The sequence below is a fragment of the Corynebacterium evansiae genome (assembly GCF_027570065.1).
GTDB classification, from domain to species: domain Bacteria; phylum Actinomycetota; class Actinomycetes; order Mycobacteriales; family Mycobacteriaceae; genus Corynebacterium; species Corynebacterium evansiae.
The window spans coordinates 319090-338426 of the sequence record NZ_JAKMUT010000001.1 but is presented as its reverse complement, the minus strand read 5'-3'; the positions used below and the strand labels follow the sequence as shown (position 1 = coordinate 338426).

At 61.0% G+C, this 19337-nt stretch carries 14 protein-coding genes; 3 read left to right on the top strand and 11 right to left on the bottom strand.

Features of this window, described 5'->3' with window-relative positions; genetic code table 11:
• Nucleotides 1-15: 15 nt before the first annotated feature.
• Genes trpS through L8V00_RS01480 form a run of 4 tightly spaced genes read right to left on the bottom strand, consistent with a single transcriptional unit; the run spans nt 16 to nt 4233 of the window.
• Nucleotides 16-1047 (bottom strand): tryptophan--tRNA ligase, encoded by a 1032-nt coding sequence (gene trpS, locus L8V00_RS01495; protein WP_035004405.1) that lies wholly within the window; start codon nt 1045-1047, stop codon nt 16-18.
• An 11-nt stretch (nt 1048-1058) separates the two neighbouring features.
• Nucleotides 1059-1925, bottom strand: a complete 867-nt coding sequence (locus L8V00_RS01490; RefSeq protein ID WP_269944015.1) for a trimeric intracellular cation channel family protein — start codon at nt 1923-1925, stop codon at nt 1059-1061.
• Nucleotides 1919-2929, bottom strand: coding sequence for an exodeoxyribonuclease III (locus tag L8V00_RS01485; RefSeq protein ID WP_269944014.1), 1011 nt, complete (start codon nt 2927-2929; stop codon nt 1919-1921). Before L8V00_RS01485 ends, L8V00_RS01490 begins: the two co-directional genes overlap by 7 nt.
• Before the next feature lie 59 nt (nt 2930-2988).
• Nucleotides 2989-4233 (bottom strand): MFS transporter, encoded by a 1245-nt coding sequence (locus L8V00_RS01480; protein ID WP_269944013.1) that lies wholly within the window; start codon nt 4231-4233, stop codon nt 2989-2991.
• Between the two features lie 259 nt (nt 4234-4492).
• On the opposite strand from L8V00_RS01480, the gene L8V00_RS01475 reads away from it, so the two are divergent.
• The 3 genes from L8V00_RS01475 to metX all read left to right on the top strand — a co-directional run bounded on the left by L8V00_RS01475 (nt 4493) and on the right by metX (nt 10288).
• The gene (locus L8V00_RS01475; protein ID WP_269944012.1) at nt 4493-6721 is read left to right on the top strand and encodes an NADP-dependent isocitrate dehydrogenase; all 2229 of its coding nucleotides are present in this window, start codon (nt 4493-4495) and stop codon (nt 6719-6721) included.
• A gap of 1013 nt (nt 6722-7734) precedes the next feature.
• Complete coding sequence (locus tag L8V00_RS01470; RefSeq protein ID WP_269944011.1) at nt 7735-9066, top strand: O-acetylhomoserine/O-acetylserine sulfhydrylase; 1332 nt, start codon at nt 7735-7737, stop codon at nt 9064-9066.
• A 34-nt stretch (nt 9067-9100) separates the two neighbouring features.
• Nucleotides 9101-10288, top strand: coding sequence for a homoserine O-acetyltransferase MetX (gene metX / locus L8V00_RS01465; protein WP_269944010.1), 1188 nt, complete (start codon nt 9101-9103; stop codon nt 10286-10288).
• On the opposite strand, the gene L8V00_RS10045 is transcribed toward metX, so the two are convergent.
• From L8V00_RS10045 to L8V00_RS01430, 7 genes are all read right to left on the bottom strand, one after another.
• The gene (locus tag L8V00_RS10045; protein ID WP_269944009.1) at nt 10285-10644 is read right to left on the bottom strand and encodes a DUF3017 domain-containing protein; all 360 of its coding nucleotides are present in this window, start codon (nt 10642-10644) and stop codon (nt 10285-10287) included. The genes metX and L8V00_RS10045 overlap by 4 nt on opposite strands.
• A complete protein-coding gene (locus tag L8V00_RS01455; protein WP_269944008.1) occupies nt 10637-11494 on the bottom strand; it encodes a bifunctional methylenetetrahydrofolate dehydrogenase/methenyltetrahydrofolate cyclohydrolase in 858 nt (285 codons plus the stop codon). Before L8V00_RS01455 ends, L8V00_RS10045 begins: the two co-directional genes overlap by 8 nt.
• A 74-nt stretch (nt 11495-11568) precedes the next feature.
• On the bottom strand, nt 11569-12111 hold the full coding sequence (locus L8V00_RS01450; RefSeq protein WP_269944007.1) for a hypothetical protein: 543 nt from the start codon (nt 12109-12111) through the stop codon (nt 11569-11571).
• Nucleotides 12112-12373: 262 nt separating this feature from the next.
• Nucleotides 12374-13291: a pilin N-terminal domain-containing protein gene (locus L8V00_RS01445; RefSeq protein WP_269944073.1), complete on the bottom strand. Its 918-nt coding sequence runs from the start codon at nt 13289-13291 to the stop codon at nt 12374-12376.
• A gap of 12 nt (nt 13292-13303) precedes the next feature.
• Nucleotides 13304-14221: a class C sortase gene (locus tag L8V00_RS01440; RefSeq protein ID WP_269944006.1), complete on the bottom strand. Its 918-nt coding sequence runs from the start codon at nt 14219-14221 to the stop codon at nt 13304-13306.
• Nucleotides 14222-14254: 33 nt separating this feature from the next.
• Nucleotides 14255-15745, bottom strand: coding sequence for a SpaH/EbpB family LPXTG-anchored major pilin (locus tag L8V00_RS01435; RefSeq protein WP_269944005.1), 1491 nt, complete (start codon nt 15743-15745; stop codon nt 14255-14257).
• Between the two features lie 247 nt (nt 15746-15992).
• Nucleotides 15993-19223, bottom strand: a complete 3231-nt coding sequence (locus tag L8V00_RS01430) for a DUF6923 family protein (protein ID WP_269944004.1) — start codon at nt 19221-19223, stop codon at nt 15993-15995.
• Between the last annotated feature and the right edge of the window lie 114 nt (nt 19224-19337).

Below are 19337 nucleotides of genomic sequence, written 5' to 3'. Positions count from 1 at the left end.
CGCGTTATTGCTTCGCTACTGCCTTACTTCCGCCAGGAAGCCCACGCGCTCGTAGACCTGCTCGATGGTCTTCGCCGCGATCTCGCGGGCGCGGTCCGCACCATTTGCGAGGATGCGGTTCAGCTCGGCGGGGTCGGCCATGTACTCGTCGTAGCGCTGGCGCAGCGGGGTGCAAAACGCCTCCAGCACTTCGGCTGTGTCCTTCTTCAGGTCGCCGTAGCCAGAGCCGGCCTTCTGGTAGCCCTCCACCAGTTCGTCGATGCTCTTATCCCCCAGCGCGGACTGGATGACCAGCAGGTTCGATACGCCCGGCTTGTTTTCCTTGTCGTAACGGATTTCGCCGTCATTATCGGTCACTGCCGAGCGGATGCGCTTGGCGGAGACCTTCGGGTCGTCCAGCAGGTTAATCAGGCCCTTGGGGTTGTCCGTGGACTTCGACATCTTGGCCGTCGGGTTCTGCAAGTCGTAGATCTTGGCCGCGCCCTCGGGGATGAAGCCCTCGGGCACCACGAAGGTCTTCTTGTAGCGGGAGTTGAAGCGCTCCGCCAGGTTGCGGGTGAGCTCCAGGTGCTGGCGCTGGTCTTCGCCGACCGGCACCAGGTGCGGGCGGTACAGCAGAATGTCCGCGGCCATGAGCATCGGGTAAGCGTACAGGCCGGAGGTGGTGTTGTCGCCGCCCTGCTTGGCGGACTTGTCCTTAAACTGCGTCATGCGGCGCGCCTCGCCGTCACCGGTGATGCACATCAGCACCCACGCCAGCTGCGCATGCTCCGGCACGTGGGACTGCACGTACAGGGTGGAGCGCTCCGGATCGATGCCCAGTGCCAGCAGCTGCGCCACGCCCGCGAGGGTGCGCTTGCGCAGATCCTTGGGGCTGTAGCCGGGCACGGTGATGGCGTGCTGGTCGGGGATGAAGTAAAAGGTCTCGTAGTCTTCCTGCAACTGGATAAACTGCTTGACTGCTCCCAAGTAGTTGCCCAGGTGGTAGGAATCGCTGGTCGGCTGCAGGCCGGAGACGACGCGCTGTTTCTTCGCAGGTTGGTTCATATTATGTAACCTTACTCGTCGCTGTTCCGGGGTTCTTCGGGCGGGTTTTGTGACGCCCGCTCGTCCCCGTATTCGTACTCTCCCCGATCGACCAATTCGAACCGGTTTTTCCTCTTGCGCTTCTTCTGCCCGGATTTGTCCTTAGGTGTCCTCGGGGCCTTCGGGGCGCCAACGCTGCGCCGGCGCATCTCACGGCGCTGCACCCCGGCTTTGTTGAGCGCCCACATGGTCAGTCGCCCGGCGGGGTCGCGGACGTATTCGCGCTCCTGGTATTCGAAAACCGGCAGGGAGATGCGGTAGAAGATCGCCAGCAGGCGCAGGCCGAAGGCGAAGATCAGGCAAATGACGATGACCAGCTGGGTGCCGATGGTCTCGTCCAGGTTGAAGTGCAGCATGCCCATATACATCACCGCTACGAGGATGGCGATGGAGGCGTAGAGCTCCTCGCTAAACACCAGCGGCACCCGGTCGCACAAAACATCGCGCAGCACGCCGCCGAACACGCCGGTCACCACGGAGGATACGACGACGATCAGGGGGTGGTAGCCCAGCTCCAGCGCCACCTGGGCACCCAGCAGGGCGAAGGTGGAAAGGCCCACTGCGTCGAGCACCAGGAAGATGGTGCGGAAGTAGTCCATCAAGAAGCTGGCCAGCACCGTCACCAGCGCGGCGCCCAGCACGATGGCCAGGAAGATCGGCTCGTCTACCCAGCGCAGCGGGTAGTGGCCGAACAGCAGGTCACGCACCGTGCCGCCGCCGAAGGCGGTCACGGAGGCGATGAGCATGACGCCGAACATGTCCATCCGCTGACGTCCCGCAGCCAAGGCCGCCGTCATTGATTCGGCGGTGAGCCCCAGGACGTAGAGGACGGTCAGCATGCGTACTCCACCAGCACCGGCGAGTGGTCGGACCAGCGCTGGTCGTAGGCCGCGGCTTTATCCACCCACGCGTTGTTGGCGGTCAGCGCGCGTTCCAGCATGCCGCGGGTGGCCACCTGTAGGTCGATGCGCCAGCCCGCGTCTGTATCGAAGGCCTGGCCGCGATAGGTCCACCAGGAGTAGGGCCCGGCCTGGTCGGGCAGCACCCGGCGCATCACGTCGAAGTAGTGCGGCTCCTCCGTCGCGCCGGCGGCCAGGCGGGCGCTGGCAAGATCCCCCGGCGCGTAGTCCACTGCCCCGAAGAAGTCCCCGGCCACGCCTGCGGGGTTACCGTTGCGGCCGGAATCTTCGGCGTCCGCCACCTGGGTGGCATCGTCCGGGAAGGTGCCTAATAGGGAATCCATGAATGCCCGCTCGTCGGGCAGGAAGCCGGACTTCTTGCGGTTGGTCTTCCAATTCTTCAGGTCCTCGCGGCGGTGGCAGATGTTCCAGTCTCCGCCGACTACCAGCTCGGGGTGTCCAGCCTGTTCGGCCTGTGCCGCCCGGTTGTGCATGTACTCGCCGAAGGAATCCAGGAAGCGGTACTTCTCGTCCTGCTTCTCCGTCCCCGCCGAGCCGCTGGGCAGGTACAGGGAGGCCACGCGCACCGGCAGATCCCCGGCGTCCACCGTGGCCTCGATGTAGCGGCCGGAGTCGGCGAACTCCTCGCTTCCTGGACCGTCACCGAAGCCGATCTGCACGTCCCGCAGGGGCAAACGCGACAGGATGGCCACCCCGGCCCGCCCCTTGGCGGCCGCCGGAGCTTGAGCCAGGTGCCACTCCCCCAGGACGGGTTCCAGGGCAGCACGCGTCTGCTTCTCGTCCGCGCGCACCTCCTGCATAAGCACTACGTCCGCTGGCGTGGCCTCCAGCCACGGCAGGATCCCCCGGTTGTCCTCATGGCGCACCTTCGCTGCCGCCCGAATTCCATTGACGTTAACCGTCGCAATAGTCAGTGACTTCATGAGTCCCTACCCTACTAACCCAGACAACTAACCCTTACTATTCCTTAAAGCTTTAGAACCTACGCCCGGGCGGCTGCGAGCTGACGGCGTCGTAAATAATAGGCAGGAATCCACAGCAGAGCGCCACAGGCGGCCATCGCCGCACCAGCGAGCGCAGGGGTGGAATAACCATAACCAGCGGCGATGACGGCACCGCCGACCGCCGCTCCCGCCGCATTAGCCATGTTCAACGCAGAGTGGTTCAGCGCCGCGGCGAGGGTCTGCGCCTCGCCCGCAACGTCCATCAGGCGGGTCTGCAGGTTCGGTACCAGGGTGGAGCCCAACAGGCCGATCACGCCGAAGTTGATGATGCCCGCCACCGCATTGTGGGACAGGAAGTAAAAGGCGGAAAGGACGACGATCAGGGACAGCAAGGTGCTGAGGATCGCGTACTCCAAGTTCCGGTCGGCCAACACACCGCCGATATACGTGCCGATGACCATGCCGATGCCGTAGACCATCAGCGGAATCCAGATGAGGTTTCCGTTGAAGCCCGCGTTCTCCGTCAGTGTCCAAGAGATATAGGTGTAGACCGCGAACATGCCGCCGAAACCGACGGTGCCGATGGCGAGGGTCATGAGCACCTGCGAGTTCACCAGCGCGCCGAGCTCCGTCAGTGGCTTCGTGCGCGGCATCAACGTCATGTGCGGCACCGTGAGCCACAGGGCGACGAAGGTGACCACGCCGATGGCCGCGACCATCGCGAAGGCCGCGTTCCACCCGAAGGTGGAGCCCAGCCACTGCGCGATCGGCACTCCGATGACGGTGGCAACGGAAAGCCCCATGCCCGTCAGCGCCACGGCCTTACCGCGCTTACCGTTCGGAGCCATGGAGGCGGCGATCAGCGCCGTGACGGAGAAGTACGCGCCGTGTGGGAAGCCCGCGATGAAGCGGGAGAGCATCAGGATCCCATAGGAGTGCGCGAAGACACTCAGACCGTTGCCGATCACGAAGGCACCCATCAGCAGCAGCGCCAGGCGCCGGCGCGGGATCGAACCCGTGAGCGTGGTGATCAGCGGGGCGCCGACGACCACGCCCAGCGCGTAGGCGGAAATCACGTGGCCGGCCTGGTCCTCCGAGATGGCGAAGTCCTCCGCGATGAGGTTCAGCAGCCCCATCGCCACGAACTCCGTGGTGCCGATGCCGAAACCGCCCAGGGCCATCGCCACCATGGCGATGTAACGGTGGCGGGTGGAGATCTCCGTCTGGCGCGGAACCGGGCGGCGGGAGGGCAACTTTGTAAGTTTCGTTTCGCTCACGGGCATCGCTCGCTTTCATTAGTTGTAGGGACGGGTAAAAGGGCAGGTTGATAGGCGGGTTGACGGGGCTGCGGGAAGTGCGGCGGGTGGGTCGCAAAAGCGCGGCGGGTAGGCGTCAATAAAAATCTTTAAGCTTTAAAACCGAACAGGCCACGCGGTGGGCAATAACCCCGTACCATTCACAGGTTTGATATTTGCCGTATTCTTGGATCGTAAACCACTAAAAGACCAACTGACTAACTAGAGGCTGGGAGACGAACGCCACATGGCAAAGATCATCTACACCCGCACCGACGAAGCCCCACTCTTGGCGACGTATTCTTTGAAGCCGATTGTGGAGGCTTTTGCTTCGACCTCTGGAGTGGATGTGGAGACCCGCGACATTTCGCTGGCCGCCCGCATCCTGGCCGCGTTCTCCGACGTGCTGCCCGAGGAGCAGAAGGTTGACGACGCTCTGGCTGAGCTCGGCGAGCTGGCCAAGACCCCGGATGCGAACATCATTAAGCTGCCGAACATCTCTGCATCTATCCCGCAGCTGCAGGCAGCCATCGCGGAGCTGCAGAAGGCGGGCTACGACCTGCCGGATTACCCGTCCGAGCCGAAGACCGACGAGGAGCGCGACGCGCAGGCCCGCTATGACTCCGTGAAGGGCTCCGCCGTTAACCCGGTGCTGCGCGAGGGCAACTCCGACCGCCGCGCGCCGAAGGCCGTGAAGAACTTCGCCCGCAAGCACCCGCACTCCATGGGCAAGTGGTCGCCGGATTCCAAGACGAACGTCGCGACAATGGAGGCCGACGACTTCCGCCACAACGAGCAGTCGGTCATTATGGACGGCGATGACACGCTGCGCATCCAGCTGGTCAAGCCGAACGGTGAGACGCAGGTGCTGAAGGAAGAGCTGCCGGTGCTGGACAAGGAGATTGTTGACGCCACGGTGATGCGCGCCGAGGCTCTCAGCACTTTCTTCCGGGCTCAGGTGGCTCGCGCGAAGGCGGAGGGCGTGCTGTTCTCCGTACACCTGAAGGCCACGATGATGAAGGTCTCCGACCCGATCATGTTCGGCCACGCAGTGCGCGCATACTTCCACGACGTGTTCGAGCAGTACGGCGACCAGCTGCTGCCGGCAGGCCTGAACGGCGAGAACGGCCTGGGCGCCATCCTGGACGCGCTGGACGCAGGCAAGGTAGAAAACGCGGCCGAGATCCGCGAAGCCTTCGACAAGGCTCTGGCCGACGGCCCGGATCTGGCGATGGTGAACTCCGACAAGGGCATCACCAACCTGCACGTGCCCTCCGACGTGATTGTGGATGCTTCCATGCCGGCGATGATCCGCACCTCCGGCCAGATGTGGAACAAGAACGACGAGACCGAGGATGCGCTGGCAGTTCTGCCGGATTCCTCCTACGCGGGCATCTACCAGGTCGTTATCGACGACTGCCGCAAGAATGGCGCCTTCGACCCGACCACGATGGGCACTGTGCCGAACGTGGGCCTGATGGCGCAGAAGGCCGAGGAGTACGGCTCCCACGACAAGACCTTCCGCATTGAGGCCGAGGGTCGCGTGCAGGTGCTGAATGGTGCCGGCGACGTGCTGATGGAGCACGAGGTTGCAGAGGGCGACATCTGGCGCGCCTGCCAGGCCAAGGACATCCCGCTGCAGGACTGGGTGAAGCTGGCCGTGAAGCGCGCTAGCGCCACCGGCGCCCCGGCTGTGTTCTGGCTGGATCCGGAGCGCGCGCACGACCGGAACGTGCAGAAGCAGGTGGAGACCTACCTGAAGGATCACGACACCGAGGGTCTGGATATCCGCATTCTTCCGCCGGAGGAGGCAATGCAGCTCTCCCTCGACCGCATCCGCTCTGGCGAGGACACGATTTCCGTCACCGGTAACGTGCTGCGCGACTACCTGACGGACCTGTTCCCGATCATGGAGCTGGGCACTTCCGCGAAGATGCTTTCCGTGGTTCCGCTGATCGCCGGCGGTGGCCTGTTCGAGACCGGTGCGGGTGGTTCCGCGCCGAAGCACGTGGCCCAGCTGGTGGAGGAGAACCACCTGCGTTGGGATTCCCTGGGTGAGTTCCTGGCGCTGGCGGAGTCTCTGCGCAAGCTGCAGGAGACGGACGATAACCCGCGCACCCCGATCCTGGGCGATGCTCTGGATGCTGCCACCGAGTCCGTGCTGAACGAGTCGAAGTCCCCGTCCCGCAAGGTCGGCGAGATCGACAACCGCGGCTCCCACTTCTACCTGGCGAAGTTCTGGGCTCGCGAGCTGGCTGACCAGACTCGCGATGCTGAGCTGGCGGAGATCTTTAAGCCTGTTGCTGACGCCCTCGAGGCCAACGAGGAGAAGATCTCCCAAGAGCTGCTGGATATTCAGGGTCACGAGGTGGACCTGGGCGGTTACTACTGGCCGAACGACGAGAAGACGAACGCTGTGATGCGTCCGTCCTCTACTTTCAACGAGATCATCGACGGTCTGAACACCAACAAGTAGTCGTTGGGCTGGCTGGGCTCTGGACCCTGGGCCGCGGCCCATCCCACTGGCTCTCGGCTCGAGCCCGCCGAATCTCGGCTCGCGATAACCCCGGCGCTGGCACTTTACTGCTGGCGCTGGGGTTTTCCTGTGCCTGAGTCCGCGCCCCGACTCCGCCTCCACCTCACCCATTCCCGCCATTCTCACCCGCCCCATCCCCGCCATTCTCACTGACCCATCCCCCCACCCCACTAGTCCCATCATCCTCGCTAGTCTCATAATCCCCACCATCCTCACACTCGCCTCCCCTCAGCTTCACCCAGCTGGACCCCAGTAACCCCAAATGTCGTTAGATCGGGAATACGCCGCCTCTGAAAAATGTATCACTCCGGCGCCAACCTCCTGACCAGCGGTTTTGCATATTTGCAAACGGTTGTCGATAACGTATTCCCGTTCTAGCGACATTTCGCCCGCCAACGAGGCCTTAGGTGTCGGAAAAGTTGCAAAATCATGAGTGGCAGGGGTGCGAAACCATGGGCGGCGGGGTGCCACCAGTATCCCAAAGCGCCTTAAATGTCGGAAAAGTTGCAAAACGTCTCGTGACCAAAAACGAGGCTCGGTCACGCAGCCCCGTGACCAGCACATTTACACTACTGAGTATCGCTGCCAATAACGTTCTGCAACTTTTCCGACACTTCACCCAAGAAAAGGCGCTCCCCATAAGGGCACCACACCCCAGTAGAGGCGCCCCACTACCAGCGAGACGGCAGACGGCAGGCGACAGGAAAGCGAAGGCGCAGGCCCCAAAGACAACAAGCACTGCGGAAACTTCAGCAATTCTAGACCAAGCGGTACAGCGTTTTCGCAAGCAGCAAATACCCTCCCAACTGGGGCTTTATGGCGTCAATAAGAAAAAAGTAGACAGAGCGGTTTACTTTTAGCGCACGTGGGTCTATCGTCGTAACACAGCAAAGCTAAACAGCAAACCAAAGCGCCAACCAAACAACAAACCCCAACAGCAGAGGACCACACCAATGCCGAAGTACAACAACGAGAACGCAGAGCAGTGGGGCTTCGCCACCCGCCAGATCCACGCGGGCCAGCCCGTCGGCGACACCGGCGCGCGCAACCTACCGATCCACTTCACCACCAGCTACGTCTTCAACGACGCAGAGCATGCCAAGCAGCGCTTCCACCTGGAAGACCTGGGCCCCATCTACTCCCGCCTGACCAACCCCACCGTCGAGGCGCTGGAGAACCGCCTGAACTCCCTGGAAGGCGGCGTCCACGCAGTCGCTTTCGCCTCCGGCATGGCTGCTGAGACCGCCGCGATCCTCAACCTCGCCGGCGCAGGCGACCACATCGTCGCCTCCCCGCGCCTCTACGGCGGCACCGAGACCCTGCTGCAGCACACGCTGCCGAAGCTGGGCATCGAAACCACCTTCGTAGAAAACCCTGACGACCCAGAGTCCTGGCAGGCTGCCGTCCGCCCGAACACCAAGGCCTTCTTCGCAGAGACCTTCGCAAACCCGCAGGCAGACGTGCTGAACATCCCGGCCGTCGCGGAGGTCGCCCACGCTAACCAGGTCCCGTTGATCGTGGACAACACCCTGGCCACCGCTGCCCTGGTTCGTCCGCTGGAGCTGGGCGCGGACATTGTGGTTGCATCCCTGACAAAGTTCTACACGGGCAACGGCTCGGGCCTGGGTGGCATCATCGTCGACGGCGGCTCCTTCGACTGGTCCGTTGAGCGCGATGGCCAACCGGTCTTCCCCGGCTTCGTGAACCCCGACCCGGCCTACCACGGCCTGAAGTACGTGGACCTGGCCCCGGCGGCCTTCGGCATGAAGCTCCGCGCAGGCATTATCCGCGACACGGGCGCCACCCTCTCCCCGTTCAACGCATGGGTTGTGGCCCAGGGCCTAGATACCCTGACCCTGCGCATCGCCAAGCACAACGAGAACGCGAAGGCCGTGGCGGAGTTCCTGGCCGAGCAGCCGCAGGTGGCCACCGTGAACTATGCGGGCCTGCCGACCTCCCCGTGGTTCAAGGTCAAGGAGGAGCTGGGCCTGGAGTACACCGGCTCTGTCTTGAGCTTCGATCTGAAGGTCGACGACCCGACCTCGGAGGAAGCGAAGGAAAAGGCCTGGACCTTCATCGATGCCCTGCAGCTGCACTCCGACCTGGCGAACGTCGGCGACGTGCGTTCCCTGGTGGTCCACCCGGCCACCACCACCCACTCGCAGTCCGATGCGCATGGCCTGGCCCGCGCTGGTGTGTCCCACGCTACGGTTCGCCTGTCCGTGGGCATTGAGGACATCACCGACATCATCGACGACCTGAAGCGCGGCTTCGCGGCCATTTAAGACCGGTTGGTTTCTAGGCTTTAGGCTGATTCCCATGAACCCCGAGTTCCTCCCCGCCTCTGGCGCATCGCGCACGGTCTCTATCGGCGACGTGGTCACGGAGGCGGGTGTAACTATTTTTGACGCCGAACTCCGCTACTTCGCGTTCTACGACTCTCCGGATGGCGCCGCGGACTATGCCGAGTTCTCCGCTGGCCCCGAGCCGGGACTGTCCCCGGAGGAGCGGCCGATTGTGCTGATCGAGCATGCCCTCACCGGCGATGGCAATGCCGCCGACTGGTGGGCGGACATGGTGGGTCCGAACAAGCCGATCGACACCACCCGCTACCTGGTGCTCTGCGCGAATGTGCTGGGCGGCTGCCAGGGGTCCACCGGCCCGAGTTCGCCGCACCCCGATGGCCAGGCGTGGGGGTCGCGATTCCCGGGCCTGTCGATCCGTGACATGGTTACGGCGGAACGGTTGTTGTTGGAGCGTGTGGGCGTCACAAAGATTCATGCCCTTGTTGGTGCCTCGATGGGCGGGGCGCGGGTGCTGGAGTGGTCGCTCATGCACCCGGAGATGATCAACGCGGCACTACCGATCGCGGTAAGCGCGCGTGCGTCTGCGTGGCAGATCGGCCTGCAGTCCAGCCAGATCCGCTTCATTGAGGCGGACCCGGCCTGGCACGGTGGTGATTACTACGGCACAGGCGAGGTTCCTTCGCACGGGCTGGGGCAGGCCCGCCGCATCGCGCACCTGACGTACCGCGGCGAGTTGGAGGTGGACGAGCGTTTCGGGGTGGATCCGCAGAACGGCGAGAACCCCTACGGGCCGTACCGCGACCCGCATCAGCGTTTCGCGGTGGAGAGTTACCTGGATCGCCAGGCCGAGAAGCTGGTCGCGCGCTTCGACGCGGGTAGCTACGTGGTGCTGACCGACGCGCTGAACAGGCACGACGTCGGCCGCGGACGGGGTGGCATGAACGCCGCCTTGGGCTCGTGCCAGGTGCCGACGATGGTGGTGGGCGTGGATACCGACATTCTGTACCCGCTGCACCAGCAGGAGCACCTGTCGCGCAACCTGGGAGACTTCATCGGCATGTCGAAGATCACCTCGCCGACGGGCCACGATGGGTTCCTCATCGAATCGCGCCAGATGGGTCAGGTGTTGGCGAAGTTCCTGGCGAAGGCGGAGATCATCGCCGAAGGTACCGAGGGCGCCGAGGGTACTGCGCGGGCTTAGCTGGTCAGCGGGTCGACGCTCACGGCGATCCACAGAATGATTATGCCGATGACGGCGGTGAAGGCGGTATCGAATTTGCGCGAACGTACCGCCAGCACGCCCAGCACGCGGGAATCCAGGAGTAGGCGTAGCACGGCGAGGTAGATCATCGCGCTGCCCAGCATGACGCTAGCTCGACGCCACCTGTCCACCAACAACAGCGCCAGCACCGCCAGCAGCATCAGCCCGAACAGCCCCAACAGCACGTACTGGACGGACCGAGAGAACCGGGAGGGCGGGTTGTTTCGGTCGTGGGGGTTATCGAGTAGCCGCTGGCGGGCGTCGCCAATGCGGGCGGGGCGGGAGCGATTAGGCACGCAGCAGCTTCTCCGCGCGCTCGACGACGTTGCGCACCAGGAAGGCACGAGTCAGTGGCCCCACTCCCCCGGGGTTCGGAGAGACGGCGCCGGCAACGTCCCACACGTCCGGATGCACGTCGCCCTTCAGCTTGCCGTCCTCTCCGCGGGAGACTCCCACGTCCAGAATCGCCGCACCCGGCTTGACCATGTCCGCGGTGATCATGTGCGGCACGCCAGCGGCCGCGACGATCACGTCCGCGGCCTTCGTCTCCGCCGCCAGGTCCTTGGTGCCGGTGTGGCACAGGGTGACAGTGGAGTTCTCGCTGCGGCGGGCGAGCATCAGGCCGATCGGGCGACCGACCGTCACTCCGCGGCCGATGACTACAACTTTCGCGCCGTTCAGCTCCACGCCGAAGCGGCGGAGCAGGTGGATCGCACCGTTGGGGGTGCAGGGCAGCGGGGCGGGCTCGTTGAGCACCAGCTTGCCCAGGTTTACCGGGTGCAGGCCATCGGCGTCCTTGTCCGGGTCGATGCGCTCCAGCACAGCATTTTCATCCAGGTGCTTCGGCAGCGGCAGCTGCACGATGTAGCCGGTGCAAGCATCGTCGGCGTTCAGCTCGTCGATGACTGCGTTGAGATCTTCCTGGGAAACGTCCGCCGGGAGGTCCTTGCGGATGGAGTTCACGCCGATCTGCTCGCAGTCCTTGTGCTTCATGCGCACATAGGAGTGGCTGGCCGGGTCGTCGCCTACCAGCACGGTGGCCAGGCCGGGAGTCACACCCTTTTCCTTCAGCGCGGCGACGCGCTGTTCCAGGTCGGCGAAGATCTCGTCGCGGTAGAGTTTTCCATCCAATTTAGTAGCTGCCATGAGCCCCATTATTCCACGCGGGCTCGCTGGGATCGAGGTGGCGTCATGGCTAAGAGAGCAACTAGTGCACGAAACTAGTAGGGCCTACCCGGCCAGTGCGGCGCATAGGCGACAGTTGGACGAGCAGGGTTCGTGGCGGCCACGACCACGCCAATGACGACGATGGCGATTCCAGCCAGCGCGACCAAGGTGGGCATTGTGAGAGTATGCTGCAGAGTCGTTTCGGTATCCAGCCAGGTATCGAGGATTTCGATGTAGCGCTGCCCATCTTCCGCGGTCATTACATCCCGGCCATTAGGTCCCCCGGTGGGCCAAGCTTTCTCTCCGTACTCCCGGATTTCCTCGCGAAAATCCCACCCTGGCACCACCGCGAAAGCCGCCCCGCCGCCCCACCAGACGAGCATGCCGCTCCAAAAAATGGCGAGGGAATCATTGCACCACTTCGGGATCGCGAGCGCTACGAAATTGAGGAGGCACTGAATGCCGAAGAAGAGCGGGCCGACCGCGCCGGCGATTAGAAGTATCCCCACCCAGTCCTTGCCATAAAACACGAAGCGCAGGATGCAATACACAATCGGCATGAGGAAAGCAGCGAGCCAGCCGATGAGCAGCGGCATGAAGCGAGAGTCTTGGCCGGTTTGCGGCGGCGGGGTATACCCGTAGGCGGGCATAGGGGCAGGCGAGCCGTAGTGAGGGTACGTCATGCCACCGATCCTGTCAGAAGGCGGACACTTTGGCTGGGCATTCTGGGCATTAAGGTGAACACGGCCAAGAGCATGAAAAACCGCGGCACGTTGAGAATATGCCGCGGGGTAGGATGAGGTTTTTCTTCCATACTTATAGAAGTTTCTGCACTGTGGGAATGTTCCCACAGTTACTTTAATTCGCCTGCGATTCAGCCAGATCACGTCGGCGGCGAAGCAAGGTAAATGCACCCAAAACAACGAGCATGGCTCCGATGAGCGCCACCCACCACAGATGCGCTCCGGTTTGCGCCAGTCGATCGATGATGCTTGAAGACTCGCCGCCTTCATGACCACCGCCTGGGCTATTTGGCGGCGCTGGAGTATCCGGGTGCTCCGGCGGCGGGGTACCTGGAGTGCTTGGCTTATCGGGCGGCGTTCCGGGCTTATCCGGAGGCGTTCCGGGCTTATCCGGTGGCGTTCCTGGATTGTCCGGCGGCGTTCCTGGATTGTCCTCCGGCTTCGGCTTCGTATTCACCGTCACGTTGTAGTTCCAGCTGCCGGTTTCTCCGATAGGGATCGTGATGAGGAAAGGACTGGACTGGCGGTATTCCTTAGTGGGATCCGCGCCCTCGTATTCTGTGACCAAGTACAAGCCGACCGGGAGACCGGTGAACACTGCCTTACCGGAACTATCTGTGTACGCTTCAAAGGTCCTATCGAATCCCCGCCGACGAGCATCAGCTACCGAGAGCCGCTTCGCCTGTTTCATCCCCTTCTCGGTAGTGAGGTCAATCCCCTGGACACGCTGCGCTGTGAAGCGAATGTTGTCGATAGGCCCAAAGGGTTTCTTGCCCCCTCGGTCGTCCCACCAATTTGGTTCGCTTTTCACCACAGTGAGAGTACCGAGACGGGTGGCATCAATAAATTTCACATCCAGGCCTTCGACCTGGCCTGTGATGGTGTGCTGCTTCGCGATAGCCTGCGGCACGACAGGAGCGGGGGCAACGAGCGGAGTGCCGACCAGAGCCACGACTGCGCCCAAACCGAACACGGAGCGGCGCAGCCCGGCACGGTGCACCGGCGCCCGCTGCACCTGTGACGCGGTATTCATGAGGTTCACGGCTTATTCCTCTTCCATTTCTTCTTCGCCTACTACCTGTTCGGATCGTCTGGCTTTCTGCTTCTTCCGCTCGCGAAGGAACCACCAAGTAATCAGTGCGATGATCAACACTGCGGCGGCGAGCAGTAGCCACATCCACCACTGCATCAGCTTGCCGCGATCATCGAACACGTTGCCTTCGTCCTCATCCATTGGAACGCGGTGGGCGTGCACCAGGAGCCGGTGGGTATTCACACCGTAGGGGGTGCAAGTGATGAGGGTCAGTAGGTCCTCGTCTGGTCGGGTTTTGAGGCTGTCGACCTCGTCCGGCAAGACAACCTCTGTGTCGTACACCTCGTACTTCATCTTCTCGCCGAAGGTCGACACGTAGACCGCATCGCCCTTCCGCACGTCCACGAGGTCATCCCACAGTGTGGCGTTGGACAGGCCTGTATGGCCTGTAATAACCGCGTGAGTTCCCTTCCCACCTACAGGTAAGGAGGATCCATAGAGGTGCCCAAGACCTTTTTGCAGAACCTCGTCGGAGGTCCCGTGGTAAACGGGTAGGCGCGATTCGATGGACGGGATAACCACCTGGCTCATGGCGCTCTGCCCAGAGAGCTGGGAAAGATACTCTTCGTATGCGGGGTTATCCTCGCTGACGCGAGCCAGCCACGGATCCAGGATCGGTCCGTCCTTGTGCGTCGTGTTATACCTGCGGGCTTCCTCTACCGCTCGGCTAAGGACTTGAGGATCCGTTTCCTTCAAGTCTTGTTCGTATTTTTCCGCGATCTTTTGTTGCTGGTGGTTGTTCCACTGCGTGGCGTAAACGGGATAAAGCATGACAAGCAACCCCACCACCACTAAAAGGATGGGGAGGAAGGTGCGACGAAAGAGCGATCGCGGTGCGCTCTTTCGATGCTTACCAATTGTGCTTGTCATGTCCGTTGCTTTCCCGTTCGAGCTGCCTAGCCCCTACTGCTGGGTGCTTCGGCGAGCTGCGTAGAAACCGCCACCGATAATCGCCAAACCAGCCAGAACAATGGCCCAGAAGCCTGCGCCACCGGTGTTCGGCAGGTGGTTTTCGTCGGTGTAGTTCTTGATGTTGGCGGTGTACTTGATGTCGGCGGTCGGCGCACCGTTTTCGTCCACCTCGCCCTTCTTCAGCTCGAAGTGCTCAAGCGCATCGTTGGCCACGTAGCCTTCAGGTGCCTTGGTCTCCTGCAAGCAGTAGTTGGTCTCCGAGTCGGCCTGGTTGTTGGCGAAGTCGGTAACGTGCACGCCCTCGATGGTGACAGTGCCCTTGTCGTTGGTGGTCCACGTATCCTTACCCTGGACCTTCAGCGGCTCGGTGCCCTCCTTCTGCTTCCAGACCCCGTTACCTTCGGCGACACACTGCACCAACTGGAACTCTGCACCCTTCAGCTTCTTGTTCTCATCGTTGCCGTCGGTCTTGTTGATGGTGACCTTGCCCCAGTAGGTGTGAACCTTATCCGACGTCTTCTCTGTGTCGTGGTCGGAAGAGCCGTTATTGGTGATCAGCGTTGCGTCGTTGGGAACGTGCTGGATGAAGCCGTTGGTCTTGGTCGTGATGGTGGTGAACACGAGGTCGGTGGACTTCAGCTTGTTGCGGCCAGTTTCGGTGAATTCGACCTTAATCTCCTGGCCGTTCTTTACCAACTCGTAGTCGGTATCCGCCACCAGTTCTTGAGCGCTGTCAGCGGCCGCTCCGTACTTCACTTCGACAGTAGCTTTTTTAGCGTCCAGTTTCGGATCAAGCTCATCCTTGACGATGTACTTGCTCAGCGTGGAATTCTTAGCAACAGCCGGAACACCCGTGGTGATCGTGTACTTGTAGTCCTGGCCTGCCTGTGCGTTCTGGTCCTCAACTTCCTTGGTGATTGTCACCTTGGAGTTCTTCGGGTACGCGTGAACGTCATAGATCCAGCCCTTGCCCTCCGAGTTGGTCATCGGCACATATACCAGGAACGGTGCGCCGGGCACCAGACCCGAATTAGCCGGGACTTCGGTTTCGGTGACCTTGTAGAGGCCCTTTGGCAATTCCTCGAACTTCAGGGTGCCATCTTCGCCGGTTTCGCCTTCCTTGGAGTACGCACCGACGCCTGTCCAGGCCTTAGCTTCGGAAGGGTTGGTAATCTCGCGTGCCTTTGCCCAGTCGCCGCTGTTGTTCAGTGGCTGAACCAGCTCAATCTTGTACTTGACGCCCTTGGCTGGTTCACCAGAAGGGTTCGTAATCTCGGTTCCGTCGCCCTGCTCGCCCTCAGCGCCGATGCGCTTGTGCAGGGTAAGGGAAAGTTGCTGGTCGTTGTCGATGGTGCTGACGGCCTGCGCCTGTGCGGTCGGGGCCTCGTAGACTACTTCGGCGCCGACGGTGCCGGCAGCCAGTGCGATAGCGAATGCAGCGGACAGCGCGCCTACGCGCTTGCCGACAGTTGCGTTAGACATGAAAGTCCTTCTTTCTTACAAGTGAATGAGTAGTGGAAGTTGATCCGAGTGGTCGAGGGCACATGGTTGGCAATACTCGTGGCGAGCTACTTGCGGTGAACACTGCGCGCCTTCGTAACGGATCCTTGTGTGAGCAATGTGGTTTCTTGGCTTCAGGTCATCGTGCCCACCCGGGTCCATCTCGGCACCGGCCTGGGGTACTGGGTTGAAACATTGTTCTCCTCTTTAGAAGTTGTGCACGTCAGGGTTAGTTCAGTCGTCGGCGTATGCCCATGGCTCCTGTGGCTGCGATGAGAAGCCCCGCGAGAATGGGGAGCATCACACCGTCGCCACCGGTCTTTGGCATCACGCCTTGGTGCACATTGGCCACCTGCAGCCATGCACCATCTGGATAGTCCTGTGGCAGGTCACTCGGCTTAGACGCAGCAAACAGTGCGTTCTGCTGGTCCGACTCCACGATCGTCTTGCCGTTGGCATCTCGTTTGATGCTGATTTTCACCGGGGTAGGCAAGAGCTGATAGCCGTCTGGCGACTTCGTCTCCAACAAGTGGTAGGTTCCGTAGTCCAGCTCAGTCCAGAGGTACTTTCCATCCTCTGTGACCTTGAGGTCGGCAATTTTGTTCGCCGCCGGTCCCGTGGGGTCTTGGTCGTAGATCGCGAACTGCGCCCCGTATTTGTCGCCGTCGCGCGCGGGGATAGTCGTGACGTTTCCTGCGGAGTCCGAATCGACCTTCCACAGGTAGAAGCGGGTCTTATCGGGTCCGGGATAGCAACCCTCGTCTTCGAGGTCGCCCATCTTCACGCTATTGGCGAAGCCGCCGCGCTCTGCACTGCACGCTGGTGTGCCCGCACCGTCACCGGGTGTGACGCCACCTTCTCCGCCTCCGGCCGATTCAGTTCGAGCTTTATCGTATTCTGCCTTATCAAGGGTGAACTTCAGTTTGACTCGGTACCGATGAGTGCCGTCGCCATTCTTGGTAGTCTGCCGTCCAACTGCGTCGATGGTGCGCTTTTCCCACATTTCTGGGGAGTCCTCGGAACGTACTCGGTCACAGTTGCCTAGCCGGAAGCTTCCCGTTTGCAGCACGTCGGGCTTTACCACGCACGAAGGCGTGCTTCCTGGTTGCTCGTCCTTGGACGTGTATTCATCAGTGAAGTACACCTCCGCACCGGTGAGCTTCGCCCCCTTGGGCAGTTTCGGGGTATCGGTGGGCACCGGGTAAACGTATTCGTTAAGGTCATCAAAGCTCTTAACCGTCACGTCATAGGCGGCAGTGTACGTAACGTTGCCTTGGCCATCCGTATCGGAGTCGATGTCGTCGAAGCCGACCTTTCCGTCACCGTTGGTGTCGATGGCAGTCTTGCTCAATGCACCTGGACAGGAATCGTAGGCAGTGTCGTTCGTCGGGTCTTCGTCTTTGTCGTGGTTAATCACAGACGCCGTATTCGGACGACATTCCGCACCGGACTTCAATGTCGCGCCAATAATGACGGTCGCCTTACCGCCGGCAGGCATGGGACCAAAGAAGTAGGTTTTTGTTATCTCGCCGGTTTGGGGGTTAGTCGTGGCAGCTTGAGTGTGGACATTCCCACCGTCGTACCCTTCGTAGATAACCTGGTCGTATTCCACAAGGCCTTCGTAGGTTGCCGGCAGAATGTCGTACAAGGTGAAACCTGACGAAGCACCTTTTCCGATGTTCTCAACCTCCAGCGCCCAATACTTCTTGTCCCTGGGCAAGCCGGCAGCATAGACCTGTTCCAGTCGGGGGTCTCCTGGCTCCAAAGTAGTTTTCTTTGCCTTAAGATCCGAGGGGATCTGCACCCCGGGGTTACTCGTTGCATCGGTGTTGTAGGAAGCAGGAAGTTTCGACAGCCGAGAGACCAGCTGAAAGCTCGGATGCTCTCCGGTTGGGTCGAAAACCCTAATCTGCATGCCCACCTGATCGGCAGTACTTCCGCCGGTACCAAAGCCGAGGTTGCCGTTGCCGTATAGCCAGGCTTTACCCCAGACCTTCTCCGGGATCGCTATATTACCAGACGGGTCTTGAAGCTGATCCGCGAGGATAGTCCACGTCTTCCGTTCTCCTGTATCCATGTTGATGCGCTCAAACATGACGTGTGTCCTTGGGTTCGCCCCGTCTTGCTGCATGCGGGCGGGACTCACCAGACCCCAGAGGTACTGTGGGGCACTGGGGAGGACAACATGATCCTCAGCTCCAGCTTGGAAAGGCGCGTTGTTTTGATTACGGGCAATCTCGCCACGTGGGTCCTTCGCACCTACCGCTGGCAGGGGAATCTTATACAGTTGTCGGGTACCGGATGTTGAGGTGTTGCCCACCCACATCACTTCGTTCGATTCACGTAGGTCAAAGGTGCCGGTGTTGATTTGATCCAGGTCGTTTGGATTTCCGCTGGTCGCCTTGTGGAAAAGGGTCGCCCCTTGAGCATTCTTGACCAGCCCGAGGTCGTACACCTCACCCGTGACCGGATCGATCTGCAGAAGATGACCTGCGGGGTGGCATTCCTGGAGGCTCGAATTGTGGTTCTTCTGGCTTATGGCGTAGATCCAGTTGTCCTTTGTGTTGTAGGACAGCGCGTTGTACACCCAGTTGGAGGGCTTGCCGATGGGGGTAAAAGTACTGCTACCCTCGATCTGCAGGTTGAGCTGTGTGCTCGTGTTTCCCGCCTGGCTACCATTCTGCGTGGCCGACACGTAAACAGCCGTGCCCTTATTGAGTTCGTCTTGGGTGAGCTCTCGGGGAGGTTTACGGGTTTTCGCCTCCTCACACTTACACGGCACGGACACAATGCCATAAACCTTGACCGAGTAATCGTTACCTTGTGTCGACGGCGCATTCGTCAACACCTGTAGGGTATTTCCTGGCCAAGTATTGAATCCCGTCCCTGTACCTTCAAGGTCAAAAGAGACGGAATTTACCTTCCCTGCGCTATTACGACTTTGCACCGTAATACCGGTGGTTTGCACAGCCTTACCGTTCGTGCCGATCCGACCGCCTCCGGGCGGTGGCGTGGTAGACGAGTTGTATTCAACCCCGTTGCTGGTCTCTTTCTTAGTGACAAAAAACCCGCCTAGATCCACATTAAAGGACCTTGTAGTGCTAATTTCTACCCGGGTCAGCGGCAGATCCACCCCCCGCGTACCACTCTTGATGTTAATGCGGAACCTCTTGGCGTTGCTCTTTGTAGAACTTGCAACTTGCTTTAAATCTTCGTCATTCCTCGCATCCGAAAGAGGTGTGTAGAGCTGCGTATCCAGCAGTTTCTCTTCTTTACAGTTTCCCGTTGGAGTCTGCGCCTGCGCCGAAGGAACATTAATTCCTCCAATGGCTCCCACGATGGTCACGAGTGCACCCAGAAGGGCAGCAACGGTTAGAAGACAAATACATGCCCGACTAAGCGCCGCCCCTTGGCGATCTTCGGCCAACTTAAGGTTTTCACCGGTTAATACGCGAGCCATTATCCTTTTCCAGCCTTAGATCCGTTCTTCGACCCACCTGTTAAGGTTTACCTAAAAACGGATACCTACTCCTTCTTGGCGAGATGAAGGTTAAGCCTTCAAGTTCACACCCAA